Here is a 26,095-nt window from a genome sequence, read left to right as displayed (position 1 = left end):
ACTCAGGCCTGAGTTGAGGTCGTCGGGTCGCCAGCGGTCGGAACGGGTACCTCGGCTTCGGCGTCCCACTCGGCGTTGACGTTGTTGGCGTCGATCTTCTGCTGCTGCGCGCGCCAGTACATGTAGCCCGACAAGGCCGCGAGGATCGCGAATATGACGATCGCGCCGGGGGCTCCGCCGATCAGATGTGCGAGCCAGAAGCAGAGTGCGCCGACGATCGCGGCGGCCGGGAGGGTGGTTACCCAGGCGATGGCCATCCGGCCTGCGACGCCCCAGCGGACTTCGGCGCCCTTCTTGCCGAGACCGCTGCCGAGGATCGAACCGGTCGCTACGTGTGTGGTCGACAGCGCCATGCCTGCGACCGACGACGTGAGGATGATCGCGGCCGACGACGCCTCGGCCGCCATGCCCTGGGGGGCCTTGATCTCGACGAGGCCCTTGCCGAGGGTGCGGATGATGCGCCAGCCGCCGAGCCAGGTGCCTGCGGCGATCGCGCTGGCACAGGCGAGGACGACCCAGAACGGGAGACCGTGGGCGACTGATGCGGCGTCGAGGTGGCCGGTGGCGATCAGGGCGAGGGCGATGACGCCCATCGTCTTCTGTGCATCACCGGTTCCGTGTGCGAGAGAGACAAGCGAGGCCGACGCGATCTGGCCGCGGCGGAAGCCACGTTCCTTCTTGAACTCGGACATGCCGTTGGTGATCGCGTAGATGAGGAGTGTGCCGACCGCGGCGACGACGCAGGCGATGACCGGCGCGAACAGCGCGGGCACGATGATCTTGCTGAGAATTCCGTGCCAGTTGATTCCGGTGGTGCCGATGGCGGCGAGCCCTGAACCGATCAGTCCGCCGAACAGTGCGTGCGATGAACTCGACGGAAGGCCGAATAGCCAGGTGAAGAGGTTCCACAGGATGGCGCCGATGAGGCCCGCGAAGATGATGATCAACGCCTTGTTGGCGTCGAGTCCCTCGACGAGGGTTCCGGCACCCTCGCCCGATGTGTTCTGAATCTTCAGAACGTCCTTCGTGATCGTGGCGGCGACCTCGACGGAGAGGAACGCGCCGACGAGGTTCAAGATCGCGGAGAGTCCGACGGCGACCTTCGGCTTGAGTGCGCCGGTGGCGATGGAGGTCGCCATGGCGTTGCCGGTGTCGTGAAAACCATTGGTGAAGTCGAAGCCTAAGGCTGTGACGATCAGCAGCACAAGAATGATCATCTCTGCGGTCATGGGACTTACTATGCGGTCCGGACCATATGTCTCGTCAACTTCGGTATCCCGGAAAAAATCGCTGTGAACAGCGCGTTTACCGTCAAGCCCGGCCTATTCACGAAATGTTCACCGGGGCGACCGGCGCGCGTCACCGAATGCGTTCTCGGGGGATTTCCGGCGGGGGGACGGAAGGTGTCGGGGAGGTGAACAGCGCCGACCCGATCTGCGACGATCGCCTGCGATGGGCGTCACGTTAGGGCTGTCGATGGTGTGGAACAATCGCGGAATGACGATGAAGCTGGGCATGCCTATCAACTATGCAGGCGACTTCCGCGAGACCATCGACAACCTGCGCGACTTCGAATCCGTGGGCGTCCGACGGGTGACGGTCCCCGAGGCTTACAGCTTCGACGCTGTTAGTCAGCTCGGATACATCGCGGCGCGGACCGAGACGATGGAATTGCAGACCGGCATCCTGCCGATGTACTCGAGGACGCCGACCAACCTGGCGATGACCGCGGCCGGAATGGATTACATCAGTGGCGGCCGGTTCATCCTTGGCATCGGAGCATCCGGGCCGCAGGTGATCGAAGGATTCCATGGAGTCAAGTACGACTACCCACTCGGTCGGGCCCGCGAGCATGCCGACATCTGCCGTCAGGTGTGGCGCCGCGAGAAGGTGGAGCACCGCGGTAAGTCGTACCAGCTGCCGTTGACCGAGGAGGACGGCGGATCCGGGCTCGGTAAATCACTCAAGATCATCAATCACCCGGTGCGCGAACGGATTCCGATGCTGCTCGCGGCGATCGGCCCGAAGAACGTTGAGTTGGCGGCCGAACTCTATGAGGAGTTCCAGCCGTTCCTGTTCCACCCCGACTATGTGGACGCGGCGTTCGGTCCGGCGCTCGAAGCCGGCCGCGCCAAGCGTGACCCGGCACTGGGTGATCTGTCGATCGTCGTTCAGACGTCGACGCTCATCACTGACGACGAGGAGAAGGCGGAGGCCGCGTTGAACGCGGTCCGCCACCATTCCGCTCTGTATATCGGCGGTATGGGCGCCCGCGGCAAGAACTTCTACAACTCGCTCGTCCAGCGGTATGGCTACGTCGACGAAGCGAAGACCATTCAGGACCTGTACCTGGATGGACGCAAGGAGGAGGCTGCCGCGGCGGTCCCGGACGAGTTGGTCCGAGCGATGAGCCTCATCGGTCCGCGCTCGTACGTTCAAGAGCGCGTCGAAGCATTCCGCAGTGCCGACGTCGGCGTCATCCTCGCGTCTCCGGCCGCCGCAACGCACGCCGGCCGTGTCGAGGACATGCGCGTCCTCGCCGAAATCATCGGCTGACGTCGCCGCAGGCGGAAACCCGTTCGATCGCGTCGAGATTCGACTCCATTCCGGCGCGCCAGACGCGCAGGCGCCCGTCGATGATCCGCGCCTCACGGCCCGGTGCGGCGGCGACGAAGCCGGCGAAGGGCGACTGTCCGTTGCCGATCTTGACCCACTGTCGGACGATGCAGCCGTCACGGGCGGGATCGACTTCGAACGCCCAGTAGGCCCACGGTTCGCCGTCGTCCAGTCCCACCGACCAGACCCAGCGTCGGCCGTCTTCCACGTCGGTGATGACCGACGTGGTGTGCCACTGGCCGAGTTCTTGATTCTGGTTGTGGCCGACGAAACGCGCGCCTTGGGTGACCGCGGTTGCGCCGTGCGAGCCATTCGACGCGCTGGAGTTCACCGTCCGCGCGGATGGGAAGCGTGATGTCGGTGACGAGTTCCCAAGCCCGTTCAGGCGTGCAGGCCAGTCGACGGCTCACCTCGATGACCTGGGGGCTGACGCGCGGTACGCGACCACGGCGGCCGCGATTCCGGTTGCGACTGCGGTCGAAAAACTGACGACCGGCCGCGCTCGACGCCATTAAGTCCCGAGAACCTGAGGGTGCAGTGAGTCTGTGCTGGACGTTGGTTGCGATGATCCAAGAGTTCGCGCGGCACGCAGGCCACGCCGACATCCTCCGAGAACAGATCGACCTGAATCGCCCCGGCGTGTCCGGAGACTTTCTAGTTTGAGACTCCAGCAGGTGCTGGGGTCTGGTGGTGAGCGTAGTGGACGACTTCCGCTTCGATTGGTGTGAGGTCGTCGCAGTACTCGAATGGGCGGCGATGGTTGTACCAGTCGACCCATTCGGCGGTCGCGACTTCGAGGTCGTCGAGTCCTTTCCACGGCCGTCGCGGCTTGATCAGTTCGGTTTTGTAGAGCCCGTTGATCGTCTCGGCCAGCGCGTTGTCGTACGAGGAGCCCACCGCTCCGGTCGAGGGCTTAATTCCAGCAGCATCGAGCCGATCGGAGTAGGCCACGGACATGTACTGGACGCCGTGGTCGTGGTGCGCGATCAGACCGGTGAGGTTCTTTCCCTCGCGGCTGCGTGTCCAGATCGCTTGTTCGACCGCGCCGAGGGCGAGCTGTCTGGTCATCGTCGTGGCCACAGACCAGCCCAGGATCCGTCGGGCGTAAGGGTCGATCACGAACGCGGTGTAGCACCAACCCGACTACGTCGAGATATACGTAAAGTCCGCTACCCACAAGCGATCCGGAGCTAATGGTGCGAAGTTCCGATTGACCAGATCCGGCGGCTTGGGCACTTTCGGGTTGCTGAGCGTGGTCCGCTTCACCCTCCCGCGGACCGCACCGGTCAGACCCATCTCGCCCATGAGTCGCTTCACGGTGCACCGCGCGATCGGTGGCTCTTGCGCTGACGGCTCACGATTGAGTGCCAGCCACACCTTGCGGGCACCGTAGACGCCGTAGTTCGACGCATGCACCGCCGCGTTCCGCGGTGCGAGTGCGGTGTCTCGGCGTTCGCCGGCGGTGGCCGTGCGGCCGCGGTCTGGCTACTGCCGCTTCGCTTTTGGCTTAGCGGCAATCGCAGGTACGTGCAGCGTCGGCGTCCATGCGGATTCCTTGGGAGATGATGACCGTAGCGGTTAGGCTCGGCGCGGAGCTACGGACGATCAACGCCGATGCTGACTACGGTTCCTGTGCATTCAGGGACTGCATCACGTAGCGGTTTGTTGAACGCGATCCCCTGGTCGGTGTGCGCTTTAGCCTTCAGAACGTCGGGGCTGACGGTTCTGGCGGGGTAGACGCCGAGCCATAGTTGAGTCTGGGATGGGTTTCCCCTTACTGCCTCGCCGCAGACGGGTCCTACGACTTGCTGGCTGTCGGGCAAGGACACAACTTGGCTGTAGGGGGACTTTATGGATCACAAATCTGGACCCCTGATCGCCGCTACTGGAGTCGATCTTGTTCAACAGTGATGACACAGTACTTTCGAGGCGAAGCCGAGTAGGCCGTCACCGAATACCGTAGACAGACAGGCGCGTCGTGGTGGTCTATGTTTGCCACAGTGACGGATTGGCGATGAGTTCGCGATCTTCGGTTATACCAGCTTCGAGGTACTCGGTGAAGGTCTCGTACCGTTCTACGAAGCCTGGCGTGATCACGAAGATCGGGCCCGGAGCGCGGGGCGATTCGTCCAGCGGGGTGCAGAGCATGTAGATGCATCCGCCAAGGCCGTCGGTACCGCCGACGGGGATCACCTCGTCCCAGTCGACGATCTCCGGAGGAAACTCAAGCTCTGCCATCCCGATCCCCCACGTGTGCTGGCGCAGGTCGATGGCTTCGGCCCACGGTAGGCGGTACATCGGTTGGGTAGGGTCGGGTGCTTCGATGAGGATGTCGTCGCCGAGCTCCTCGGCCGAGTGTAGATTCCAGACTTCCTGCTGTTGTCGCCACCCGCTGGCCACCGTCAAGAAGTCGCGGTAGCCAGCGTCGATACGGAAGCCAATACGCTCTTCAGCAGCCCTAATTGACGCCTCAGACGCAGGCGCACCAACGACGGTCTTGTGAGACAAGAACCCAAGGTCCATTAGGCGCGTATGAAGCGCGACTTGCGTGTCGATGATTGCTCGCCAATTGACCATAGCTCTTAACCTCCATTCGGGGACGCGGACGGCATGCACTTAGCATTCGTCCAACTGCCCGGTACGAACAATCTGTTGCGGTATCCGACAGGGTATGCGAGCGCTTGAGCTCCGATCGACTGATTGACCGTGCCGGGGAGTGCGGTGGCCGCGCCGATCAGAGCGTTACGCCCCTCCGAGGTGTGGTCTCAGTCGTGACTGAGATTTTGGCGATTGTTGAAATGGATCTGCTGGTCTCGTAGGTGCGGCGGCGGGAGTATCACAGGCGTTCTGTGACCCTGGTAGAGATCGACTAACTCGATTACCCCGCCACCGCCATGCGGGCAATTCGGAGCGAGGGGGAGCCCCGAACTGCCCGCGGTCTGGTTACTGTCGCTTCGCTTTTGGCTTAGCGGCAATCGCAGGTACGTGCAGCGTCGGCGTCCATGCGGATTCCTTGGGAGATGATGACCGTAGCGGTTAGGCTCGGCGCGGAGCTACGGACGATCAACGCGGATGGTGACTACGGTTCCTGTGCATTCAGGGACTGCATCACGTAGCGGTTTGTTGAACGCGATCCCCTGGTCGGTGTGCGCTTTAGCCTTCAGAACGTCGGGGCTGACGGTTCTGGCGGGGTAGACGCCGAGCCATAGTTGAGTCTGGGATGGGTTTCCCCTTACTGCCTCGCCGCAGACGGGTCCTACGACTTGCTGGCTGTCGGGCAAGGACACAACTGGCTGTAGGGGGACTTTATGGATCACAAATCTGGACCCCTGATCGCCGCTACTGGAGTCGATCTTGTTCAACAGTGATGACATAGTCACCCCGGACATGTCTGCAAAGCGCAACTCGTCCCGTTGAGTCACAGTTCCAGGTCCGGGCACGGTCCCCTGCAGACGTGGGTGGCGCGTCGTCCCCGAAAAGACGAACTCCGACGAACCACAGTGCGGCAACAATAAGAATGATCGATCTAATAGCGATGGACACAATCAAAGATCGACTTTTACTGATTCTGTTCATGCCCCACCTACTTTCGCGGTTCGACGTGGAGGCCACCGGGTAGAACGTCTTGCCCACACCTCGCTCTCGGATTGAGAGTCGTACTTTTTGAAGTTAGTACGAGTACATCCGGTACTCGGGTGTAGAGGCATCGATCGTAGCGCTCAGGCTGGAGGCAGACGGATCTGGCAGGAGACGCGAAGCAGTCCCTCACCCGAAGGGGTAGGCGAGGGACTGCTTCGCGGTTACAGTGCTGAACTTGTAACCAGGCTACTTAGAGGGGCGTCCGCAGGTATTCCTATGGACCTTGATTTGTGTGCTGTCCTAGCGTCGATGCTTCTCGATCGCCTCAGTGAGCACAGACTACTTCTCTGAATCTCGGTACGAACATACCTGCCACGCGTTCCTGTCCTTCTTGGTCAGGTGGAATTCGGTGGGAATGGCCCATCCCTGGTCGGACTCTGCTTTCCGTCGTACCAGGACCCCTCTGGCAACGGCGCTGTCCTCGTTGCGGGTGGCGGTCAACTGGTACAGTTCAACGCCGCGGCGATACCGATTACTCTCCGCTCGGATTCGCTGAGCCGCACCCTGTGCGGAGAGCGACTTCTCAATGTCGCCGCACGATAGCTGCCGCGCAGTTTTAATGTCGCCTGTAGATAGTGACGTAAGGAACTTTTTGACGGCCCCCTTTACTGCGGCGTCACTGTCTATGTAAGAGGCGTTCTGGGCGGACAGTTCAGTAGCCGCAGAATCGTTGTCCTGCTTGTCTGCTACGGACGTTCCGGGGTTTGCGTAAACGATTCCTATTATGGCGGCGAATATAACTGTCAATACTCCGACAATAACCTTGTACGGAATCCTTTCAGGGATCATAAATTCAACTCCTAAAGCTGACAGGATTGCGGTGGCCGCACCTGCCCCTACGTGGTATTCACCGACTCGGTGTGAACAGATAGCAATTGTTGACGATATTCCGATCGCGTATAGCAGTAACGCGTAGCACGGTAGATATCCGATCGGTGATCGATCGGTATCAGTGCTATCGCTACTCCGCCTCCCTCTCACCGCGTAAACGATGGCACCGAGCACGAACAACGCGATAGCGGCGGGGTGGGGCATTACTTCGGGCCCCCATCTCCTGAAATTGACCGCGACTCGATGACGTGACCGACCGCAACATACACGAGGTACACAGCGGAAGTGAACACCACAATAGTGAGCATGGGGTCGATGGACGAAGATCGGGCCTGGATGATTGCCAGTATCATCACCGATATTCCAAGAGCGAAATACCGTGATTTTGAATGTGGCCTAATCATCGGCATATCTTACCATGCAATGCGCCCACCACTCAGATTTCCGGCGCTCATTATGATCCGGTAGTGCTCGTTCTCCTTGAGCGGGGTGGGGTCCTCCTTGACCAGTTCGTAAATAGCGGCGCACAGCGCTCCAGCTCCGAGCGCGGCGACAATTGCTCCTGGTCCTGTTTCGCTTGTATAGAGGGCGACAATGCCGGAGCAAGTCCCGGCGAATGCATACTGTGTCGCAGAGTCAGCGGCCTTCTGCATCCTCACGCTCAGATCGTGGGACATATCCCAGGTATACCTGGGCGATAGTTTGCAGCTGCCGTCGTCTCGGTGCGGACCGAGGCACCATCCTGCCGGATGAACGATGCCGGACGCGATGAGATCTCCCGTCCGACCGGAACACCCACTCTCATCTGTGAACAGCAGGCAAGGTGCTGCCGCATTTGCCGTGGCAATATCCGATCTCGGGGCACTCGACGGCGGGCGGGGTTTCGTAGTGGGGCGCGACGTCCCGGACCCCCGCGGTGCAGACGTCGACGTGGGCCCTATCGTAGGTTGCCCCCGGTTTGGGTGTTCAAGCTCTCGCCGTTCTGTCGGCGGGTTCATGCTCGGACCACTGTCGGGAACGTCTGTCTCCGGGGCCACAGACGGTCCGGTCGTCTCGTCGGATTCTTCTTCTGGTGTTGTTGGCGACAGCGTGGGTGGCGGCTGATTACGCCCGCCGCACTTGTAGGGCACGGGCGGCTTCTTCCCGATCGCTGCCCACGCTGTGATATAGGCCGATGTCTCTCGTTTGCATCGTTCAGCGGGTGTCTCCGCCGATGCCGAGGGTGCCAGTGCTGCGGCGAGCGCGAGGACCATGATCATCGCTGCTATCGCGATGAGCATGCCCCACAGGGTGCCGCGGTCCGGCCGGATTGATTGTTGGGTGGTGCGCATCTGTTTCCCGTCTCTTTAGATGCGGCTGGTGGGCCCGTGGTCGTAGTACACGTAGACGCCGGTCTCGGTGGTGACTGAGATTTTGGCGAAGGGTCGGACGCTGATCGGCCCGACTGCATTGGAGACGTTCAACTCGATACCGGACAGCACGATGTCAGCTACCGGCTTGGTTAACGCGATGTCGGCGAGTGTGACGGTGGTGATTTTGCCCGCGCCGACCTCGAACTGCAGGTCTGCTGCGGGGATCACGGTTGCTTCGGCGCCGAGTTCGCCGCCGATCTCACCGATCTTGCCGCCCCCACCGGAACCGGAGATCGTGACTTCCGGAGCGATCTTGGCGTTCACTCCACCGGTCAGTTTGAGCTCCGGGGTGTGCGCGGTGACCTTCACACCGTTCGGTGCGACCGACACCGGGTAGCCGATCTTGTAGCCGACCTCGACCGTGGCCCGCACAGTCTTCCCGTCGATGCCTTTGAGTCCGGCGTGCACGTCCGAGGACAACAGGGCTTCACCGGAGAACGGCGAAGAATCCAGTGCGGGGATCTTCTTGGCTTTGAGTTTCGACGCGGTCAGTGTGATGTCGACACCTTCACGCGTGTGATGGGTGCGGGCGTCCGCTGGCCCGGCGAGCAAACTGGACGCCAACGCGAACGCGGCGATGACGGCGAGTAGTAGTCCTCTGGTGATTCGTCGCGACATGACGGATCCTCCCCTTGTCCTAGTCATGGACGCAGCGGTTTTCGTGAGCGCTGCGTAACGGTTCCCCCCGACCACGCGACATGCATCTCGGGTCGGTCTATCCGGGAGTAATGATTCCCATGCGCCATTCGATACCCGCAGCAATCCGCCCGCAAACGCACGACACGATATTTCTGCGAATCCGCAGGTCAGGACACGGGACTTTTTGTCCGGTCCGGACAAAGTCGTGTCCGGACCGGACAGGATCGGTGCGGGAGTGGCACGCAAAGTGTGCCGGTTCGCGCCTCGATCGGCCTGTCGGCCAACGGCTACCGCGAGCGGTGTTCACCATCCGCGGTATGTCAGTCGCACGCACCCCACAGGCCGGCGTGCCTGTCGTGAGCGGTGTGCTCCATGTCCTCGAAGGCTGCGCGATACCGGTAGTTCTGGTTGTTGAACGCATACTGTCGACCGCTGCCAAGGCGGATCAGTTCACCGTTGATCAGGGTGTTATCGATCCGGACGTATGCGAGCGTGCGCCCGTACTTGTCGTGTGCCCCGCGACGTTGTCGTATTCGAGCTGAACGTAGCGGTCCTCGACGAGACTCCGCATGGTCCGCGTCGCCTCTACGCCCCAGCACTGCACCGGTGTTCGCGGCTTCTTCGTTTCGGGCGCATCGACCCCGATCAGGCGCACCCGCTCGACTCCGCGGACTGTCTGGACATCGATGGTGTCGCCATCGACGACGTTGCGTACCGTGACGGGCCCGGACATTGATTCGGCTGGCCGAGTCGCGGGCAGGGGAGTGTTGCTACTCGCGATCGCTCCGCAGCCGACCAGCAGTGTCATCTGGGTGGCGAAGTATTGGCGGTCTTGCCCGCTGTCGCCGGTGTTCCATCTGTGCACGCAGAGCTGTTCGGCGATGTAGGTGGCGGCGGCAAGGACGTGGTCGGCTGCGACCGCGGGTGTCTGTGGGCCTCCCTGGCGAACTCGTTACCGCGCTGTCCGAGCATGTCGCTCGGTGGACGCCTGACGGGGGCTCGACCGCAGGCTGTTCTCGGACGGCGATGGAGTGCCGTGGTTCGACAATCGTGTTGGTTGACGCTGGCGCAAGACCAGGAAGGCCGCGGGCGTCGACTGCCGTCTCCACGATCTGAGGAACTTTTACGCGTCCGGGCATATCGCTGCCGGATGCGACGTCGTGACCGTCCAGCGGGACCTCGGGCACTCGAACGCCACGACGGCGCTATCCACCTACTCGCACCTGTGGCCGACCGCAGAGGGCGGCGACAGCCGGTCTGATGACGACGGTCGCTGAATCTACTGCGGACGCACTGCGGACGGAACGCCTCGAAACGGGTCGATAGTGCAGGTCAGGATTGTCCCTCAGTAGTAATAGGGGTAGTCGTCCCAATTCGGCTCGCGCTTCTCCAGGAACGCGTCGCGACCTTCGACTGCCTCGTCGGTCATATACGCCAGGCGGGTCGCCTCGCCTGCGAACACCTGCTGACCCATCAGGCCGTCGTCGGCCAGATTGAACGCGTACTTGAGCATGCGTTGCGCGGTCGGCGACTTCGAATTGATCTTCCGTCCCCATTCGATCGCGGTGCTCTCCAGATCGGCGTGGTCGACGACGCGGTTCACCGCACCCATCTGGTGCATAGTCTCGGCGTCGTAAGCCTCGCCGAGGAAGAAGATCTCCCGCGCGAACTTCTGACCGACCTGTTTGGCGAGGTAGGCGCTGCCGTAGCCGGCGTCGAAACTGCCGACGTCGGCGTCGGTCTGTTTGAAGCGGGCGTGCTCGCGCGAGGCGAGCGTCAAGTCGGACACCGCGTGCAGCGAGTGCCCGCCGCCTGCCGCCCACCCATTGACGACAGCGATGACGACCTTCGGCATGGTGCGGATCAGACGCTGCACTTCGAGGATGTGGAGGCGCCCGCCTTCGGCCTTCACACGTGCGGCGTCGACGCCGTCGACGGTCGCCTCTTGCACGTTCGAGTCGTGGCTCGTCGCGTACTGGTAGCCGCTGCGTCCGCGAATGCGCTGGTCGCCGCCGCTGCAGAACGCCCATCCGCCGTCCTTCGGCGACGGGCCGTTGCCGGTCAGCAGGATGGTGCCGACGTCGGGGGAGCGACGCGCATGGTCGAGCGTCCGGTACAACTCATCGACGGTGTGCGGGCGGAACGCGTTGCGGACTTCGGGGCGGTCGAACGCGATCCGCACGATCCCGTTTGCCCGGCCCTCGCCGACATGACGGTGATAGGTGATGTCGGTGAGATCGTCGAAGCCGTGCACCGACTTCCACTGCGTCGGGTCGAACGGGGCATTATTCGGGTCAGTCATACGGTCGAGCCTATCGCCGGTCAACCACAGGGGCGCGCGGTGACGTCGGGCAAACTGCGGATACGGTGGGGCGATGACGGAAACTTCCAAGCACGAGTGGGACATTCCTGCTAGCGACGACTCGCCGCACGAAGGCGGTTTCCGTGCAGACCTGCAGATCACAACCGATCGCGGGGGCCCGCGCTACGGCGAGATGATCGAACAGGTCCGCAGCTTCATGGGCAAGGTCCGATACGCGTCCCCGACGCCAGAACTGGCCGATGAGGTCATCGAAGATCTGCGCAGGCTCAACGCCAAGCTCGACACGATGCTCGTCGACGAGTGGACCACTCCGTCGGGTACCCGCATCGACCTCCCGTCGCGCGGCAACATCACGCTGCCGCCCTACGAGATTAAAGACGGCGGCCCCGACGGCGTCGAAGCCGAAGTGACGTTCGGGGACTTTCACCTCGGAGGCAACGGTGTCGCGCATGGTGGACACGTTGCCGTCGCGTTCGATGACCTCGGCGGTATGGCGTCCGCGCTCCGGACCGGCGGCGTCGCACGGACCGCATACCTCACGGTGAACTACCGGTCACTGACCCCGTTGAATACTCCGCTAGTCCTGAAGACCTGGGTGGACCGCCATGAAGGTCGCAAACTCTTCGTGAAGGGCACCCTGCACGAGGGTGACCGGTTGTGCGCGGACCTCGACTCGCTTTTCATCGCGCTCAAGCCCGGCCAACCCTGATTCAGACACGGGGCGGAGCTACTTCTCGACGGACAGGTCTCTGATGGGGACCGCGGGCGAGCCCACCGCCACGACGTGATCGGGCAGATCGCGCACGACGACGCTGCCCGCACCGACGACCGTGTTGCGGCCGATCGTCACACCCGCGCCCACAGTGACGTTGGAACCGAGCCAGCAGTTGTCGCCGATGACGATGGGCGCGGTGCGTTCGTATCCGGCACGGCGCAGCGCGTGGTCGTCGATCGGATGCAATGCGGTCGCGAGATTCGCGGCCGGGCCGATACGGACGTGGTCGCCGAGCGTGATCGGGCCGTCGTCCATCAGGAAGGCGTTCGCGTTTACGAAGGAGCCCGCACCGATCGCGATGTTGAACCCGTAACTGCATCGAAGCCTCGGGACCACTTCGGCGCCGTCGCTGAACTCTGCGAACAGCTCGCGTGCGATCGCGATTCGTCCGTGGTGATCGGGGGCGGCGAGCGCATTGAACCGATCCAACGACGACCCGCACGCGTCCCGTAGTGCGCGTAGACGCGGACTGTCCAGGTACCACTCGCCCGACAGCATGGCGTCTACGTCGGTCACCGTGTCAGTCGACCAACTCGTGCGCTTCGACGACGAATCCCGCGGTGCGGAGTCGGTCGGCGAGGACGTCGCCCATCGCCGCGGCCGGAGTCAGGACGCCGCAGCGGTCGGGAAGTTCGTCGCGGTCCAGGGCGAGGGCGAGTGAACTCTCGCCGAGCATGACCGCGGTCGCCTTGTAGCCAGGGTCGCCGTGGGCGCGCATCTGGGATCGGTACCGGCGTCCAGTCGTGGTGCGGGTGAACGTCTGGGTAACGAAATGGCCAGCTTCGCGCGACTTCTCGGCGGGCCCTTCGCCCGGCTTCGGGAGGAGGTAGTCGAGGATCTTGCGAGTGGGGCGAAAGCTCATCGCACCCAGGAACGCGCCGGTGCCGACCGACACGGTGCCCGCCAACAACGCGGACAGGCCGGCGACGCCGCCCACCGCCATCGTCTCCTGGTAGCGGAACGCGTCGCCGTAGGCGCCGTCGAGTAGAGCGTTGGAGCGTCGAACGATCCGCGTGTTGTACGACGCCATGAAAAACGGGGCCAGGGTGCCTCTCAGCGACGGGTCGACCTTTCGGGCGTCGACGGGGGAGATGTCGCTCGGTTCGGAGTTCATGCCCGCGCGCGGAGTGTCGCCGGGACCGCCCGACAATGCTTGCGGGTTCAACAGGAGACGGCGAGTCTGCGCGTCCTTCGCCTGATCGGCGATCACCCGTACCGAGTCGATAGTGCCGCCGGACGCTCCGCCGCGCATCGACGCGAGCACCATTGTCGTGTCGGTCATCTCGCCCGCGCCGTCCTCAGCGATCTTCCGGTGCAGTAGGTATGCGCCGAGATCCGAAGGGACCGAGTCGAATCCGCACGAGTGAACGATACGTGCCCCGGACCCGCGCGCGGTCTCGTCGGCCTTGTCGATCGAGTAGCGCACGAACGGCACCTCACCGGTGAGGTCCACGTAGTCGGTGCCCGCAGTCGCCGCAGCGATCACCAGGTTCTCGCCGTACCGCAGGTACGGGCCGACGGTTGTGCACACCACTCGGGTACGTGCACACATCGCGTCGAGTGACGCAGGCGAATCCGAGTCGGCGACGACCAACGGCCACGCCGCTGCGTTGTCGCCGAGCCTGCGGCGGACCGCCGCGAGCTTGGTCTCCGACCGCCCGGCCAGCGCGATCTTCGTGTCCGCCGGTGCGTACTGGGCGAGATATCTCGCGGTCAGTTCGCCGACGAAACCTGTTGCTCCGTAAACGACCACGTCGAATTCGCGACTCATGGAGTCGAGCGTAGCCGGGACGAGCGCGGCTGTGGAGAGGTGAGACGACGGTGTGTCAGATCACCGTGCAAACCGGGCACGCGGGTGGAGTCTGGTCCGCGTGGAACGTGTCCGTCGAGATGAAGCCGAAATCCGCGATCAACCCAGAACAATGGTGCGCCACGCGGTCACGTCGTTCGCCCATCATGGCATTCCATAGGCGCGCGTGATGATTCTCGGCAGGGCGCGGTCGGAGTCGAAGCTCATGAATGCACGCGAGAGCGCGACGCATAGTGTGGCAGCCATGAATCCGTCCACACTGCAGGCCCGCGTGATCGTCGACGAGATGATCCGCTGCGGCGTCCGGGACGCTGTACTGTGTCCCGGCTCGCGCAACGCGCCGCTCGCGTTCGCCCTGCATGCTGCACACCAACAAGGACGACTCCGTCTGCACGTGCGAATCGATGAGCGTTCGGCAGGCTTTCTCGCGCTCGGCCTCGCTGTCGCCTCGGCTACGCCAGTCCCCATCGTGATGACCAGTGGGACCGCAGTCGCCAATATGAGCCCGGCGGTCTTCGAAGCCAACTATGCGCGCGTTCCCCTCGTCGTGGTCAGCGCGAACCGTCCCTACGAACTCCTCGGCTCGGGCGCCAACCAGACCGTCGAACAGTTCGGCATCTTCGGCACCCAGGTCCGCGCCGCTATCAGTCTCGGGCTCGCGGAACGCGATCTCGACACCAACTCGCAGTGGCGGTCGGCGGTGGGCCGCGTCCTCGCCTCCGCGCGAGGCGCCCGTACCGGCAACGCTGGACCGGTTCAGTTCGACATCCCACTCCGCGAACCGCTCGTCCCCGATGCGGGCGACGACCCGGACGTCGGTCTCGCCGGGAGCAGGTTCGCCGGTCGCCCGGACGGCGGACCCTGGACCGACGCGCCCGTCGGACGGCTCGACATCGCGCTCGAGATCGATTTGTCGCGCGACACCGTCGTCGTGTCCGGGCACGGTGCGGGAGTCCACCCCGAACTCGCCGCCCTACCCACTGTCGCCGAGCCGACCGCGCCAACACCGCAGAATCCGCTGCACCCGTTGGCTTTGCGCGATCTGAAACCCCAGCAGGCGATCATTTGCGGACGGCCGACCCTCCACCGGTCGGTGTCCCGACTGCTCGCCGACCCGGCGGTCGACGTCTTCGCTCTCACGACCGGTCCGCGCTGGCCCGACGTATCGGGCAATGTCCGCGCCACCGGAACTCGTGCCGAACCGACCGCCGCACCGCGTCCGGGGTGGATCGACGAAGCGGCGGACGTCGACGCCCGTGTCGTCGCGGCGGTCCACGCCGAGCTCGCGGCCGCCGACACCACGACCGGGATTCACGTGGCCCACACCGTCGCGTCAGTTATGAAATCCGGTGACCGCCTCGTCGTCGGAGCATCCAACCCGGTCCGCGACATCGCACTCGCTGGCCGGATGGCCGACGGCGTCGTAGTCATGTCGAACCGGGGTGTCGCAGGTATCGACGGCACCAACGCCACTGCGATCGGCGCCGCGCTCACCGCGGCCCCGGGGCAGCGGACCGTCGCGCTCATGGGTGACCTCACCTTCGTTCACGACGCCACCGGCCTCCTCATCGGGCCCGCCGAGCCCCGCCCGACCGATCTGCGGATCGTCGTCGCGAACGACGATGGAGGCGGGATATTCAGCCTCCTCGAACAGGGCGATCCGCGGTTCGACACCGGCGACTACACGGGTGTCTACGAGCGGGTGTTCGGTACGCCGCACCGTACCGATCTCGCCGCACTCTGCGCCGGATTCCACATCGGGCACCGCCGCACCGACCTCGCGGGTCTGCCCGGAGTCCTCGCCGAACCCGAACCCGAAGGCGGCATCGAAGTCGTCGAGGTCTCGACTAACCGAGACGGGCTCCGTGCCCTCCACGACCGGATCGTCGCACGAGTCGACCCGACCACCCGGTAACCTCGTAGCCCATGACGACCACCGTGCAAAGACGTGTGCAGCTCGCGCTCGCCGCACTGGGCGTCATCGTGACGTTGATCGGTGTGGTCATCGTCGCGGGCGCGCACCGCAACGACGCCAAGATCGACGCCAACAAGGCCACCGCGGTCGCTGAGGTCATCTCCGCCGACCGACTCCACGCCGCCGTCAACTTCGTCACCCCCGACGGCGTGCTCCGGAACCCCAAACTTGGCCTTCTCTATCCGACGCAGTTGTCTACCGGACAACGGATCCTCGTCGACTACGACGCGTCGGACCCCGACACCCTCGCCCGCCCGGCGGGCCGCGGAGCGTCCCTGTCGATCAAGCCTGCGCTTTCGATCATCGGAGCAGGCTGGATCGTCCTGATCGTCCTTATGGTGGCCGTGGCCGAAGTAGGGCGCCGAACGCGCCGCAGATAGTCTCGACGCATGAGTGGAGACCGCGCAGGCCTGGACAAGAAGCCGTCCGAAGTCGCTGAGATGTTCGACGGCGTCGCCAAACGCTACGACATCACCAATACGGTTCTCTCCTTCGGTCAGGACCGGCTCTGGCGTCGTAACACGCGTAAAGCGCTCCGCCTCCGCCCACGCGACGTCGTTCTCGATCTCGCCGCGGGCACTGCCGTCTCGACCGAGGAGCTCCGGACGTCCGGGGCCACTTGCGTCGCCGCCGACTTCTCCCTCGGGATGCTTCGGGCGAATGCTCGGCGTGACATGCCGAAGGTCGCCGCCGATGCCCTTCATCTTCCGTTCGCCGACGAGTCGTTCGACGCCGCGACGATCTCGTTCGGGCTTCGCAACGTCAACGACGTCGACCTCGCGTTGCGCGAACTGCGACGCGTCCTCAAACCCGGCGGACGGCTCGCGGTCTGTGAGTTTTCCACCCCCACGTGGCGGCCATTCCGCACCGTCTACATGGAATACCTGATGAAGGCGCTCCCCGCGGTCGCGACGAAGGTGTCGTCCAACCCCGCCGCTTACGTGTACCTCGCCGAGTCGATCCGGGAATGGCCCGACCAGGAACGGTTGGCGGCCAAGCTGTCCGCGGCGGGCTTCACAGACGTCGGGTGGACGAACCAAACGGGCGGGATCGCGGCCATCCATTACGGACGACGTCCGTAACGGCGAGCGCCGCGACCGGGCGACTCGACCTAGGTGAACGGGGGCCGGGACTCGGCTTTCGACGTGGCTCGGCCGGTGGCGCGCCACGCGCGGGCGATCACGTCGGTGTCTTCCGGCGTCAGGAGATTGCCCATCACCCGGACGACCGTCGACATCAGCGTCGCCGATCGGATGCCGGGCCTGCCCAGCAGGGGAACGGTCTGAGGGAGGGTCAGCAGGCCTGCCGCGCGACGTGCGGCGGCGAACACCGCCCCGTACTCGCTGCGCAGATGTGCCGGCCACGCGCTTGAGAAGTCGCTCGCGGTGTCGAGCATCGCGACCGCGGCTTCCGCGGTCTCCAGCGCGTAGTCGATGCCCTCGCCGTTCAACGGGTTGACGCAGGCTGCGGCGTCGCCGATCAACATCCAGTTCGCGCCCGCGATACCCGACACCGCGCCGCCCATCGGCAGCAGCGCCGACGTGACTCGCTCGGGCGGCGCCGTCAACGCCCATTCGTCGCCAACCATGCGGGCGTAATGCTCCAACACCGGACGCAACGCCATGGATGCGGGACGTTTCGCCGTCGCCAACGCGCCGACGCCCACGTTCACCAGTCCGCCGCCCAGTGGAAACACCCAGCCGTAGCCGGGCAACAGTTCATCGTCGGGTCCCCGCAATTCCAGGTGCGAGCCCATCCACTCGGCGTCCGACCGCTCGGACAGCGCATACGATCGCGCTGCCACGCCGTACGCCGTGTCGCGATGCCATTGCCGCCCCAGCGATTTGCCGAGGCCGGACCGGACGCCGTCGGCAACGATCACATTCTTCACGGAGATCTGCGAGCGTTCATCGCCGCGCGCGAGCGTCACCGATTCGATCCGGCCGCCCGTCACCTGGACGCCGATTGCCTTCGTGCCCTCCACCATGCGGGCCCCGTGCTCGACGGCGAAACGCCGGATCGCGTCGTCGAGCTCCAACCGAGACACCGCGGTTCCGATCGGACCGAACGGCGACGACGGCCATTGCACCCGCTGGCGAGCACCCCACCCGTTCAGTTCGAGTCCGCGGATGCGGGGGCGGTCCGCCAGAAACTCGCCCATTCCGAGCGCGTTCATTGCCGAATGGGCGCGGGGCGTCAGGCCGTCGCCGCACGTCTTGTCTCGCGGGAACACAGCTGCGTCGAGGAGGACGACGTCCATGCCTTGGCGAGCCGCGCGTGCGGCGGCAGCAGCGCCTGCCGGACCGGCACCGACCACCAACAAGTCGACGCGCGCTGGGATCGCGGGAGGCGGATTGTCGTCGGCGGGCGTTACGGTCGTCACCCGACCAGTATGTCGTCCGCCGCCAGCGGCTAGGCTGCTGGTGTGCAACGCCGCCCGAACCCGCGGTGGCAGGAACGGAACGAAGTGGGGCTCGAACACCAGTGAAGTCAACATTCGCGGGATTGGACCTCGGCACAGGCGAGTTCGCTGTCCAGGTCCGGACCTCGCTCGCCGACGTCGAAGAACTGCTCCTCACTGAACTGTCGTCGGGCGACGAGATTCTCACCGACGCCGCGACTCACCTCGCGAAGGCCGGCGGCAAACGTTTCCGTCCTATGTTCGCGATCCTGGCGTCACACTTCGGACCGGAGCCAGAGAACCGCGACGTCATTACGTCGGCGACCGTCCTGGAGATGACCCACCTCGCAACGCTCTACCACGACGACGTCATGGATGAGGCTCCGTTGCGTCGCGGCGCGCAGTCGGCGAACGCGCGCTGGTCCAACTCGGTGGCGATCCTGGCGGGTGACTTCTTGTTCGCCCGCGCCTCGCACCTGGTGTCGACGCTCGGTCCCGACGCCGTCCGCATCATCGCCGACACGTTCGCCGAACTGGTCACCGGCCAAATGCGTGAGACCGTCGGCGCGCGCGGCGCGGACCCCGTCGATCACTATCTGCGTGTTGTCTGGGAGAAGACCGGCTCGTTGATCGCTGCCGCGGGACGGTTCGGCGCGATGTCTGCGGGCGCTGACGACGCCACCATCAGGACCTTGACCCGCCTCGGCGACATCATCGGCACCGCGTTCCAAGTCTCCGATGACATCATCGACATCGCGTCGGTGACCGGTGACTCCGGCAAGACTCCGGGCACTGACCTGCGTGAGGGCGTCCACACCCTGCCGGTCATCTATGCGCTCGCAGGCGACGGGCCTGACACGGAGCGACTGACGGAACTCCTCGTCGATCAGACGGCTGGAACACCGCGTGCCGTCACCGACGACGCCGAGGTGGATGAAGCGCTCCATCTGCTGGTCGCGTCGGACGGGATGGTCGCAGCGCGCGCGAAACTGCAGGAGATGTCCGAGGAGGCCACCGCACTCCTCGCGACCCTCCCGGCTGGAGACGCCAATGATGCGTTCACCTCGCTCGTCCGCTACACGGTCGACCGCATCGGCTGAGACGTGACTATCACTTCCATCTGGAACTGATCGTCGGCGCCGCGCGTTGAGAAGATAGACACTTTCGAACGCATACAGGAGGCACGGTGCATTTCAACGGGCTCAAGACGGCTGCGTTGATGGGCGCCATGTCGGCGATCATCGTCGGCATCGGGGCGGCATTCGGCAACAAGACGATCCTGATCGTCGCCGTGCTACTCGCGGTCGGCACCAACGCGTACGCCTACTTCAACAGCGCCAAGCTGTCGCTCAAGGCCATGCACGCGCAACCCGTGACGGAGGTTCAGGCACCCGCGCTGTACCGGGTCGTCCGCGAACTCGCGACGCAGGCCCATCAACCGATGCCTGCGCTGTACATCAGTCCGACGGAGTCGCCGAATGCCTTTGCTACCGGGCGGAACCCGAAGAACGCTGCCGTGTGCTGCACCTCGGGGATCATGGAGTTGCTCACCGAACGTGAGCTGCGCGCCGTGCTCGGCCACGAGCTCTCGCACGTCTACAACCGCGACATCCTCATCAGCTCCATCGCGGGCGCGATGGCCGCGGTCATCACCGGCCTGGCGAACATGGCGATGTGGATGGGTATGTTCGGTGGCAATCGCGACAACGGTCCGAGCCCGTTCGCGATGATCCTCGTCTCACTCCTCGGCCCCGTCGCCGCAGCGGTCATCCAGATGTCGGTCTCGCGCTCACGCGAATTCCAGGCCGACGAGTCGGGTGCCGAACTCACCGGCGATCCGCTCGCGCTCGCCTCCGCCTTGAACAAGATCTCGGGCGGTATTCAGGCAGCCCCGCTGCCACCGACACCGGATCTGACGACGCAGTCGCACCTCATGATCGAGAGCCCGTTCCGGGCAGGGGAGAAGCTGTCGCGCTTCTTCTCCACTCACCCGCCGACGGAGGAGCGCATCGCCAGACTGGAGGCCATGGCCCGCAAGATGGGGCAATAGGCCACCTGCCGGGCCGCAGCTAGCGGTAGTTCACGAACTGCAGAGCGATCCCGAAGTCTTCACCCTTGAGCAATGCGATAACCCCTTGTAGGTCGTCGCGCTTCTTGGACGAGACGCGCAGTTCGTCGCCCTGAATCTGCGCTTTGACGCCCTTGGGGCCTTCGTCGCGAATCTTCTTGGAGATTTTCTTGGCGTGCTCGGAATCGATGCCTTCGACGATGTCGCCGGAGATCTTGAACGTCTTGCCGGAGGACGCGGGTTCGCCGGCTTCGAACGCTTTCAACGAGATGTCGCGGCGGATCAGCTTCTCTTTGAAGACTTCGAGGGCTGCGAGGGCGCGCTCCTCGGCGTCTGAGGTGATCACGATCTTCTCTTCGCCCGACCAGTCGATGCCGGTGTTGGTGCCGCGGAAGTCGTACCGCTGTGACAGTTCTTTGCCCGCTTGGTTGAGTGCGTTGTCGACCTCCTGACGGTCGACCTTGCTCACGATGTCGAATGAGGAATCAGCCATGCACCGAACAGTACACGGTGCCTGAGCAGCAGATTTGCATGGACATGGGAGGTTCGTTGTATTCTAGTCGCCGTTGCCCTCACTGGGTGTTCCTCGCATGCGTGGACGTCCGGAGCGTGGCGACGAATGGCAGATTGCCCGAGCGGCCAAAGGGAGCGGATTGTAAATCCGTCGCGCAAGCTACATAGGTTCGAATCCTATATCTGCCACAAGCGAGTCAACTTGTACAGATCTACGACGACCAGCGGTTTTGGTTTCTCGGTGTCCGTATGTGTAACCTCGTTGAGGCTCTTGAGTACACGGTGGCGGCGACGTCGCCGGGTGACAAGTTCGCCCCCTTAGCTCAGTCGGTAGAGCGTTTCCATGGTAAGGAAAAGGTCGACGGTTCGATTCCGTCAGGGGGCTCGCTGGTTTCGCAGCCACACGGCTTCGGGACCGACAGGGCGGTGTAGCTCAGCTGGTTAGAGCGCACGACTCATAATCGTGAGGTCGGGGGATCGAGTCCCCCCACCGCTACACATCGATCACCGGTGCACGCCCCGGCCCGAGGCAGGGTCGCGATACGGCCCGACAACTGCAAGACGCGAAAGTAGGCAAACAAAGTGGCTTCCTCAACCGATGTCCGGCCGAAGATCACCTTGGCATGCGAGGTGTGCAAGCACCGCAACTACATCACCAAGAAGAATCGGCGTAACAACCCCGACCGCCTCGAGCTGAAGAAGTTCTGCCCGAACTGCGGAACTCACCAGGCGCACAAAGAGTCGCGCTGACCCTGACTCGCGCTTCGCGCGTGTAGGAGACTTAACACTTTCGAAAGCGGGCCACCTCACGCGAGGTGGCCCGCTTTCGTGGCGTCCAAACGTGATGTAGAGCCACAATGTGTAACGATCGTGTCTCAGTCCCCGAGAGTATGACTGCGTGTGACGGAGGCGATCAAGAGAAGGACGGACAAGAGAAGAGGGAGTTCAGGCGGCACAGCCCTGCCGGCTGGCGTGGACAGCGGCCCACGATGGGTGCCGTGTGAGGAGTGTATGGGCGATGACAGATCAGATCGATGATTCAGAGGTCCTGGCGCGGATCGAGAGACTGAAGTCCGGAGAGAAGATGACTCCGGAGGAGATCGCCGAACACACCAGGGCGATGGTCGGCTACAACTACACCGTCGACGACTTCTACGAGGTGGGGCGAGAAGAGGTTCGTAAACATGCGCGGGCGGTCCAGTCCGACCACCCAGCCCATTGGAACGAGACCCTCGCCGCCAGGCTCGGCCACGACACGCTGATCGCGGCGCCGACGTACATCTCGGTACTCGGGATCATCGCGCAACGTCGCCTGTTCGAGGATGTCGTCACCGGATACGACGTGTGGCAGGTGATGCAGAGCGATCAGCGGTTGATCTTCCACCAGCCGGTCAAGGTCGGCGACCAACTGATCTGCGACGTCTCTCTCGAATCGTTCCGTCAGTCGATGGGCACCGACATGATGGTCACGAAGAACATCGTGTGGAATCAGCATCACGAGCCGGTGATGACGACGTTCACCTCGCTGGTTGCTCGGCCGTCGGTCGACGTCGACCCTGACGTCCTGGACAAGCTCGAACACGTGATGATGACGATCGACCGTGAGCCGCAGAGCGCGCAGACAGTCTTCGGGCCGTTCGACCGGTATAGCGATCCCGATCCGGTCGTCGAGCCGAAACCGTATGGTGCCATCGATTTCGATTCGCTTGAGGTCGGCCAGTCGCTGCCTGCGGTCACGAAGAAGCTGACGCTCGGCAATCTGGTGAACTTCGCGGGCGTTGCGGGCGACCCGAATCCGATCCACTTCTCGCCTGAGGTCGCGACGTCGGCGGGACTGGACGGCATGGTGGCGCACGGTATGCAGACGATGGGTATCGGAGCCAGCGTAATCAGTGATTTCGTTGGTGATCCGGCGGCCGTGTACGAGTACAACGTCCGTTTCACCAGCCCCGTCTATGTGCCTGCGGTCGGCTACGCGGAGATCGATTTCACCGGAAAGGTCAAGTCGCTCGATCCGGCGACCCGCCGCGGTGTGGTCGCTCTCGTCGCCAAGCAGGGGGATCGAAAGATTTTCGGCCGCGCACAGGCTCACGTTCAGTTCGGCTGACTCGCGATCGGGTGAGCGTGCGGTGAGGGTCCGCTTTCACCTGGTGTTACCGGGTGGAGTTGGGTCCGACCGCCGACGTGCTCTACACTACTTAGGTCTGATGCTCTTAGACTTGCGCGCTGCCCAAAGGGTGGCGCGTTGGTGTTGTTAAGCGCTGGACGGTATCGGATGCGCATCCGGTACAAAGGGGCGTAGCTCAACTGGCAGAGCAGCGGTCTCCAAAACCGCAGGTTGCAGGTTCAAGTCCTGTCGCCCCTGCCCTCGGGCAGAATGCATACGAAGGGATCGGTGAGAAGGTGGCCAAGCGGGATCGCAAGGCCGGCGACGTCGACGACTCGATCGACGTCGACGACATCCGGGCCGATGAACTGCGTCCGAGCGGCAAACGCTCGGCGCGCGGCCGTCGGGCCGACAGTGGCACCGCGGTTGCGACCAAGTCGCGCGCAGCGGAAGCCGCACCATCGACCAGCCGAAATCCGTTCGTCCGCATCTGGGTGTTCCTCAAGCAGGTCGTCAGCGAGATGCGCAAGGTCGTGTGGCCGACCCGCAATGACATGGTCAGCTACACGATCGCGGTGCTCGCGTTTCTCGTGGTCTTGACTGCGATCATCGCGGGTCTCGACATCGGTTTCGCGAAACTGATGTTGCAGGTGTTCGGCTGACGGCCGAACTACGTTGCGGGGCGAACCTCCCGGAGAACTAGCGGGCCTTTCGGTCCGGTCTGAGAATGAAGGAGTTGGGCGCAGTGAGCACCCCGGAGAACGAAATCGAATCGCCGGAGGCCGGCGACGCGATGCCCGACGATGCTGTGCAGGCGGAGACCACGGTCGACGCTGCAAGTGCCGACCCCGTCGTAGATGCCGCACCGGAGGCCCCTGAAGTGGAGGCCGCAGAGGCCGACGTCGCAGAAGCCGACGTCGCAGAGGCCGATGTCGCGGAACCTGAAGTCGCGGAACCTGAAGTCGAGGTCGACCCGGTCGCCGAATTCAAAGCGCAACTGCGCCGCCAGCCGGGTGACTGGTACGTCATCCACTCGTACGCCGGTTACGAGAACAAGGTGAAGACCAACCTCGAGACCCGCGTCCAGAATCTCGACGTCGGCGACTACATCTTCCAGGTCGAAGTTCCGACCGAAGAGGTCACCGAGATCAAGAACGGCCAGCAGAAAAAGGTCAACCGCAAGGTGCTGCCGGGCTACATCCTGGTGCGTATGGAACTCAACGACGACTCGTGGAGCGCAGTCCGCAACACGCCGGGCGTCACCGGGTTCGTCGGCATGACTTCCCGTCCGTCGCCGCTGTCCCTGAAGGAAGTCCTTCAGTTCCTGATGCCCCGCGCGGAAGTGCGTAAGGCTCAGGCCGCGAAGGCGGCAGCGGACGCGGGCGAGAGCGTCGAGGCAGCCGCGGCAGCCGCGTCGAACCTCGTCGAGGTCGACTTCGAGGTCGGCGAGTCGGTGACTGTCATGGACGGACCGTTCGCGACTCTCCCGGCCTCGATCAGCGAAGTGAACACAGAACAGCGCAAGGTGAAGGTCCTGGTGTCGATCTTCGGCCGCGAAACGCCGGTCGAGCTCGGTTTCAACCAGGTCGAGAAGATCTGACGGCCTTCCACCCGAATGCGATGAAGAGACTTCCGCGTATCCAGCGTGCGCGGATCTGTAGGAAAAAGGACTAGAGGATATGCCTCCCAAGAAGAAAAAGAAGATCTCCGGGATCATCAAGCTCCAGATCCAGGCGGGTCAGGCCAACCCGGCTCCGCCCGTGGGTCCGGCACTCGGCCAGCACGGCGTCAACATCATGGAGTTCTGCAAGGCGTACAACGCCGCGACCGAGAACCAGCGTGGAAACGTCATTCCGGTCGAGATCTTCGTGTACGAAGACCGTTCGTTCGACTTCAAGTTGAAGACCCCGCCGGCAGCCAAGCTGCTCCTGAAGGCCGCAGGCCTGCAGAAGGGTTCGGGTGTTCCGCACACGAACAAGGTCGGCAAGGTGTCGATGGACCAGGTCCGCGAGATCGCCAAGACCAAGGCCGAAGACTTGAACGCCAACGACGTCGACTCGGCAGCGAAGATCATCGCAGGCACCGCGCGTTCGATGGGCATCACCGTCGAAGGCTGATCGCTAGCCGATCCCTCTGCCGTCCGTGCAGAGAACTAGATACATCCGTGGGAGGGCCGTGCTCGGCCCACTAACCACTAACTCCCGCTGTACCGCGGGGAGAAGGAACAGAGCATGAGCAAGAAGAGCAAGGCCTACCAGGCCGCCGTTGAGAAGATCGATCGCGACAACCTGTACAGCCCGCTGGAGGCTGTTGAGCTCGCGAAAGACACGTCGTCGAAGAACACCGACTCGACCGTCGAGGTCGCCGTCCGCCTGGGTGTCGACCCGCGCAAGGCCGACCAGATGGTCCGCGGCACCGTCAACCTGCCGAATGGCACCGGTAAGACCGCCCGCGTCATCGTGTTCGCCGCAGGCGACAAGGCGAACGAGGCGACCGCGGCAGGCGCCGACGAGGTCGGCGCCGAAGACCTGATCGAGAAGATCCAGGGCGGATGGCTCGACTTCGACGCCGCGATCGCCACCCCGGATCAGATGGCCAAGGTCGGCCGCATCGCGCGTGTCCTCGGCCCGCGCGGCCTGATGCCGAACCCGAAGACCGGCACCGTCACTAACGACGTGACGAAGGCTGTCAACGACATCAAGGGCGGCAAGATCAGCTTCCGCGTCGACAAGGCTGCGAACCTGCACTTCGTGATCGGCAAGGCGTCGTTCGATACGACGAAGCTCGCCGAGAACTACGGCGCCGCATTCGACGAGATTATGCGTGCGAAGCCGTCGGCCGCTAAGGGCCGCTACGTCAAGAAGGTGACGATCTCGACGAACTCCGGCCCGGGCATCCAGGTCGATCCGTCGGTGACGCGCAACTTCACGGGCGAAGAGCAGGCCTGAAACGAACTGCGCACGATCGCATAGATCGAGACACACGA

The 26,095-nt window shown here is 63.8% G+C and carries 28 protein-coding genes, 4 tRNA genes and 2 pseudogenes; 19 read left to right on the top strand and 15 right to left on the bottom strand.

The window, feature by feature from the left end; genetic code table 11:
- Positions 1–2: 2 nt before the first annotated feature.
- The gene (locus MP11Mi_RS03800; protein ID WP_420040979.1) at positions 3–1,229 is read right to left on the bottom strand and encodes an inorganic phosphate transporter; all 1,227 of its coding nucleotides are present in this window, start codon (positions 1,227–1,229) and stop codon (positions 3–5) included.
- A 274-nt stretch (positions 1,230–1,503) separates the two neighbouring features.
- Between MP11Mi_RS03800 and MP11Mi_RS03795 the strand changes: the two genes are divergently transcribed.
- A complete protein-coding gene (locus MP11Mi_RS03795; protein WP_420712864.1) occupies positions 1,504–2,556 on the top strand; it encodes an LLM class F420-dependent oxidoreductase in 1,053 nt (350 codons plus the stop codon).
- Here the strand turns inward: MP11Mi_RS03795 and MP11Mi_RS03790 are convergent.
- Positions 2,546–2,947 (bottom strand): SRPBCC family protein, encoded by a 402-nt coding sequence (locus MP11Mi_RS03790; RefSeq protein WP_420040977.1) that lies wholly within the window; start codon positions 2,945–2,947, stop codon positions 2,546–2,548. The two genes, MP11Mi_RS03795 and MP11Mi_RS03790, sit on opposite strands and share 11 nt — an antisense overlap.
- 179 nt (positions 2,948–3,126) lie before the next feature.
- On the opposite strand from MP11Mi_RS03790, the gene MP11Mi_RS03785 reads away from it, so the two are divergent.
- Complete coding sequence (locus MP11Mi_RS03785) at positions 3,127–3,279, top strand: mycothiol transferase (protein ID WP_420712863.1); 153 nt, start codon at positions 3,127–3,129, stop codon at positions 3,277–3,279.
- Here MP11Mi_RS03785 and MP11Mi_RS18345 read toward each other — a convergent pair.
- From MP11Mi_RS18345 to MP11Mi_RS03755, 8 genes and pseudogenes are all read right to left on the bottom strand, one after another.
- Positions 3,271–3,744: pseudogene (locus MP11Mi_RS18345) on the bottom strand (integrase core domain-containing protein); the annotation flags it as partial. The gene MP11Mi_RS03785 and the pseudogene MP11Mi_RS18345 sit on opposite strands and share 9 nt — an antisense overlap.
- A gap of 15 nt (positions 3,745–3,759) precedes the next feature.
- Positions 3,760–4,032 carry an IS3 family transposase gene (locus tag MP11Mi_RS18340; RefSeq protein ID WP_420712833.1) on the bottom strand — a complete coding sequence of 91 codons (273 nt, stop codon included), beginning with the start codon at positions 4,030–4,032 and terminating at the stop codon, positions 3,760–3,762.
- A gap of 570 nt (positions 4,033–4,602) precedes the next feature.
- Positions 4,603–5,124, bottom strand: a complete 522-nt coding sequence (locus tag MP11Mi_RS03775; protein WP_420040976.1) for an SMI1/KNR4 family protein — start codon at positions 5,122–5,124, stop codon at positions 4,603–4,605.
- 1,410 nt (positions 5,125–6,534) lie between these two features.
- Positions 6,535–7,044, bottom strand: a complete 510-nt coding sequence (locus MP11Mi_RS03770) for a hypothetical protein (protein ID WP_420040975.1) — start codon at positions 7,042–7,044, stop codon at positions 6,535–6,537.
- Positions 7,045–7,499: 455 nt separating this feature from the next.
- On the bottom strand, positions 7,500–7,745 hold the full coding sequence (locus tag MP11Mi_RS03765) for a hypothetical protein (protein WP_420040974.1): 246 nt from the start codon (positions 7,743–7,745) through the stop codon (positions 7,500–7,502).
- A gap of 687 nt (positions 7,746–8,432) precedes the next feature.
- A complete protein-coding gene (locus tag MP11Mi_RS03760) occupies positions 8,433–9,116 on the bottom strand; it encodes an MspA family porin (protein WP_420040973.1) in 684 nt (227 codons plus the stop codon).
- A 341-nt stretch (positions 9,117–9,457) separates the two neighbouring features.
- Positions 9,458–9,598: a hypothetical protein gene (locus MP11Mi_RS18335; protein WP_420712862.1), complete on the bottom strand. Its 141-nt coding sequence runs from the start codon at positions 9,596–9,598 to the stop codon at positions 9,458–9,460.
- Positions 9,598–10,002: a thermonuclease family protein gene (locus MP11Mi_RS03755; protein ID WP_420040972.1), complete on the bottom strand. Its 405-nt coding sequence runs from the start codon at positions 10,000–10,002 to the stop codon at positions 9,598–9,600. Before MP11Mi_RS03755 ends, MP11Mi_RS18335 begins: the two co-directional genes overlap by 1 nt.
- A 211-nt stretch (positions 10,003–10,213) precedes the next feature.
- On the opposite strand from MP11Mi_RS03755, the pseudogene MP11Mi_RS18330 reads away from it, so the two are divergent.
- Positions 10,214–10,414: pseudogene (locus MP11Mi_RS18330) on the top strand (hypothetical protein); the annotation flags it as partial.
- A gap of 68 nt (positions 10,415–10,482) precedes the next feature.
- On the opposite strand, the gene MP11Mi_RS03750 reads toward MP11Mi_RS18330, so the two are convergent.
- Positions 10,483–11,439, bottom strand: a complete 957-nt coding sequence (locus tag MP11Mi_RS03750) for a 1,4-dihydroxy-2-naphthoyl-CoA synthase (RefSeq protein ID WP_420040971.1) — start codon at positions 11,437–11,439, stop codon at positions 10,483–10,485.
- A gap of 73 nt (positions 11,440–11,512) precedes the next feature.
- On the opposite strand from MP11Mi_RS03750, the gene MP11Mi_RS03745 reads away from it, so the two are divergent.
- Complete coding sequence (locus MP11Mi_RS03745) at positions 11,513–12,169, top strand: PaaI family thioesterase (RefSeq protein WP_420040970.1); 657 nt, start codon at positions 11,513–11,515, stop codon at positions 12,167–12,169.
- 18 nt (positions 12,170–12,187) lie between these two features.
- Here MP11Mi_RS03745 and MP11Mi_RS03740 read toward each other — a convergent pair whose 3' ends face one another.
- Positions 12,188–12,733 carry a sugar O-acetyltransferase gene (locus MP11Mi_RS03740; protein WP_420712861.1) on the bottom strand — a complete coding sequence of 182 codons (546 nt, stop codon included), beginning with the start codon at positions 12,731–12,733 and terminating at the stop codon, positions 12,188–12,190.
- Positions 12,734–12,755: 22 nt separating this feature from the next.
- Positions 12,756–14,006, bottom strand: a complete 1,251-nt coding sequence (locus tag MP11Mi_RS03735; RefSeq protein ID WP_420040968.1) for a saccharopine dehydrogenase family protein — start codon at positions 14,004–14,006, stop codon at positions 12,756–12,758.
- Positions 14,007–14,289: 283 nt separating this feature from the next.
- Between MP11Mi_RS03735 and menD the strand changes: the two genes are divergently transcribed.
- From menD to MP11Mi_RS03720, 3 genes are read left to right on the top strand one after another with little or no spacing between them, the layout of a single operon-like run.
- Positions 14,290–15,960, top strand: a complete 1,671-nt coding sequence (gene menD, locus MP11Mi_RS03730) for a 2-succinyl-5-enolpyruvyl-6-hydroxy-3-cyclohexene-1-carboxylic-acid synthase (RefSeq protein ID WP_420040967.1) — start codon at positions 14,290–14,292, stop codon at positions 15,958–15,960.
- Positions 15,961–15,971: 11 nt separating this feature from the next.
- On the top strand, positions 15,972–16,400 hold the full coding sequence (locus MP11Mi_RS03725) for a hypothetical protein (RefSeq protein ID WP_420040966.1): 429 nt from the start codon (positions 15,972–15,974) through the stop codon (positions 16,398–16,400).
- 9 nt (positions 16,401–16,409) lie between these two features.
- Positions 16,410–17,102 carry a demethylmenaquinone methyltransferase gene (locus tag MP11Mi_RS03720; protein WP_420040965.1) on the top strand — a complete coding sequence of 231 codons (693 nt, stop codon included), beginning with the start codon at positions 16,410–16,412 and terminating at the stop codon, positions 17,100–17,102.
- A 29-nt stretch (positions 17,103–17,131) separates the two neighbouring features.
- Here the strand turns inward: MP11Mi_RS03720 and MP11Mi_RS03715 are convergent, their stop codons facing one another.
- The gene (locus tag MP11Mi_RS03715; protein ID WP_420040964.1) at positions 17,132–18,403 is read right to left on the bottom strand and encodes a geranylgeranyl reductase family protein; all 1,272 of its coding nucleotides are present in this window, start codon (positions 18,401–18,403) and stop codon (positions 17,132–17,134) included.
- Positions 18,404–18,504: 101 nt separating this feature from the next.
- On the opposite strand from MP11Mi_RS03715, the gene MP11Mi_RS03710 reads away from it, so the two are divergent.
- Both MP11Mi_RS03710 and htpX read left to right on the top strand, forming a co-directional pair.
- Positions 18,505–19,521, top strand: a complete 1,017-nt coding sequence (locus MP11Mi_RS03710) for a polyprenyl synthetase family protein (protein ID WP_420040963.1) — start codon at positions 18,505–18,507, stop codon at positions 19,519–19,521.
- Positions 19,522–19,607: 86 nt separating this feature from the next.
- On the top strand, positions 19,608–20,471 hold the full coding sequence (gene htpX / locus MP11Mi_RS03705; RefSeq protein ID WP_420040962.1) for a zinc metalloprotease HtpX: 864 nt from the start codon (positions 19,608–19,610) through the stop codon (positions 20,469–20,471).
- Between the two features lie 19 nt (positions 20,472–20,490).
- On the opposite strand, the gene MP11Mi_RS03700 is transcribed toward htpX, so the two are convergent.
- Positions 20,491–20,982, bottom strand: a complete 492-nt coding sequence (locus MP11Mi_RS03700; RefSeq protein ID WP_420040961.1) for a YajQ family cyclic di-GMP-binding protein — start codon at positions 20,980–20,982, stop codon at positions 20,491–20,493.
- Positions 20,983–21,110: 128 nt separating this feature from the next.
- Between MP11Mi_RS03700 and MP11Mi_RS03695 the strand changes: the two genes are divergently transcribed.
- The 10 genes from MP11Mi_RS03695 (at position 21,111) to rplA (ending at position 26,057) form a co-directional block, all read left to right on the top strand.
- Positions 21,111–21,191 (top strand) — tRNA-Tyr (locus MP11Mi_RS03695).
- A 123-nt stretch (positions 21,192–21,314) separates the two neighbouring features.
- A tRNA-Thr gene (locus MP11Mi_RS03690) sits at positions 21,315–21,387 on the top strand.
- A gap of 37 nt (positions 21,388–21,424) precedes the next feature.
- Positions 21,425–21,498: transfer RNA gene (locus tag MP11Mi_RS03685), tRNA-Met, on the top strand.
- An 86-nt stretch (positions 21,499–21,584) separates the two neighbouring features.
- Positions 21,585–21,752: a 50S ribosomal protein L33 gene (gene rpmG, locus MP11Mi_RS03680; RefSeq protein WP_183369950.1), complete on the top strand. Its 168-nt coding sequence runs from the start codon at positions 21,585–21,587 to the stop codon at positions 21,750–21,752.
- A 268-nt stretch (positions 21,753–22,020) separates the two neighbouring features.
- A complete protein-coding gene (locus MP11Mi_RS03675) occupies positions 22,021–23,109 on the top strand; it encodes a fused (3R)-hydroxyacyl-ACP dehydratase subunits HadA/HadB (RefSeq protein ID WP_420040960.1) in 1,089 nt (362 codons plus the stop codon).
- Positions 23,110–23,294: 185 nt separating this feature from the next.
- Positions 23,295–23,367 (top strand) — tRNA-Trp (locus MP11Mi_RS03670).
- Positions 23,368–23,405: 38 nt separating this feature from the next.
- A complete protein-coding gene (gene secE / locus MP11Mi_RS03665) occupies positions 23,406–23,771 on the top strand; it encodes a preprotein translocase subunit SecE (protein ID WP_420040959.1) in 366 nt (121 codons plus the stop codon).
- An 83-nt stretch (positions 23,772–23,854) separates the two neighbouring features.
- The gene (gene nusG / locus MP11Mi_RS03660) at positions 23,855–24,709 is read left to right on the top strand and encodes a transcription termination/antitermination protein NusG (protein WP_420040958.1); all 855 of its coding nucleotides are present in this window, start codon (positions 23,855–23,857) and stop codon (positions 24,707–24,709) included.
- A gap of 79 nt (positions 24,710–24,788) precedes the next feature.
- Positions 24,789–25,226 (top strand): 50S ribosomal protein L11, encoded by a 438-nt coding sequence (gene rplK, locus MP11Mi_RS03655; RefSeq protein WP_420040957.1) that lies wholly within the window; start codon positions 24,789–24,791, stop codon positions 25,224–25,226.
- Positions 25,227–25,340: 114 nt separating this feature from the next.
- Positions 25,341–26,057 (top strand): 50S ribosomal protein L1, encoded by a 717-nt coding sequence (gene rplA, locus MP11Mi_RS03650; RefSeq protein ID WP_420040956.1) that lies wholly within the window; start codon positions 25,341–25,343, stop codon positions 26,055–26,057.
- Positions 26,058–26,095 lie beyond the last annotated feature (38 nt).

Source organism: Gordonia abscondita (assembly GCF_032711245.1).
GTDB lineage: Bacteria > Actinomycetota > Actinomycetes > Mycobacteriales > Mycobacteriaceae > Gordonia.
The sequence above is the reverse complement of the archived record's forward strand: the minus strand, read 5'-3'. Positions and strand labels throughout refer to the sequence as shown.

Excerpts from the sequence above, each read along its gene's own strand:
- MP11Mi_RS03795 (WP_420712864.1), top strand. The coding sequence starts at position 1,504 with ATGAAGCTGGGCATGCCTATCAACTATGCAGGCGACTTCCGCGAGACC.
- MP11Mi_RS03770 (WP_420040975.1), bottom strand. The coding sequence starts at position 7,044 with ATGATCCCTGAAAGGATTCCGTACAAGGTTATTGTCGGAGTATTGACA.
- MP11Mi_RS03735 (WP_420040968.1), bottom strand. The coding sequence starts at position 14,006 with ATGAGTCGCGAATTCGACGTGGTCGTTTACGGAGCAACAGGTTTCGTC.
- MP11Mi_RS03750 (WP_420040971.1), bottom strand. The coding sequence starts at position 11,439 with ATGACTGACCCGAATAATGCCCCGTTCGACCCGACGCAGTGGAAGTCG.
- MP11Mi_RS03675 (WP_420040960.1), top strand. The coding sequence starts at position 22,021 with ATGACAGATCAGATCGATGATTCAGAGGTCCTGGCGCGGATCGAGAGA.
- MP11Mi_RS03800 (WP_420040979.1), bottom strand. The coding sequence starts at position 1,229 with ATGACCGCAGAGATGATCATTCTTGTGCTGCTGATCGTCACAGCCTTA.
- MP11Mi_RS03740 (WP_420712861.1), bottom strand. The coding sequence starts at position 12,733 with ATGCTGTCGGGCGAGTGGTACCTGGACAGTCCGCGTCTACGCGCACTA.
- rplA (WP_420040956.1), top strand. The coding sequence starts at position 25,341 with ATGAGCAAGAAGAGCAAGGCCTACCAGGCCGCCGTTGAGAAGATCGAT.
- rplK (WP_420040957.1), top strand. The coding sequence starts at position 24,789 with ATGCCTCCCAAGAAGAAAAAGAAGATCTCCGGGATCATCAAGCTCCAG.
- MP11Mi_RS03725 (WP_420040966.1), top strand. The coding sequence starts at position 15,972 with ATGACGACCACCGTGCAAAGACGTGTGCAGCTCGCGCTCGCCGCACTG.
- MP11Mi_RS03760 (WP_420040973.1), bottom strand. The coding sequence starts at position 9,116 with ATGTCGCGACGAATCACCAGAGGACTACTACTCGCCGTCATCGCCGCG.
- MP11Mi_RS03720 (WP_420040965.1), top strand. The coding sequence starts at position 16,410 with ATGAGTGGAGACCGCGCAGGCCTGGACAAGAAGCCGTCCGAAGTCGCT.
- MP11Mi_RS03700 (WP_420040961.1), bottom strand. The coding sequence starts at position 20,982 with ATGGCTGATTCCTCATTCGACATCGTGAGCAAGGTCGACCGTCAGGAG.
- MP11Mi_RS03745 (WP_420040970.1), top strand. The coding sequence starts at position 11,513 with ATGACGGAAACTTCCAAGCACGAGTGGGACATTCCTGCTAGCGACGAC.
- menD (WP_420040967.1), top strand. The coding sequence starts at position 14,290 with ATGAATCCGTCCACACTGCAGGCCCGCGTGATCGTCGACGAGATGATC.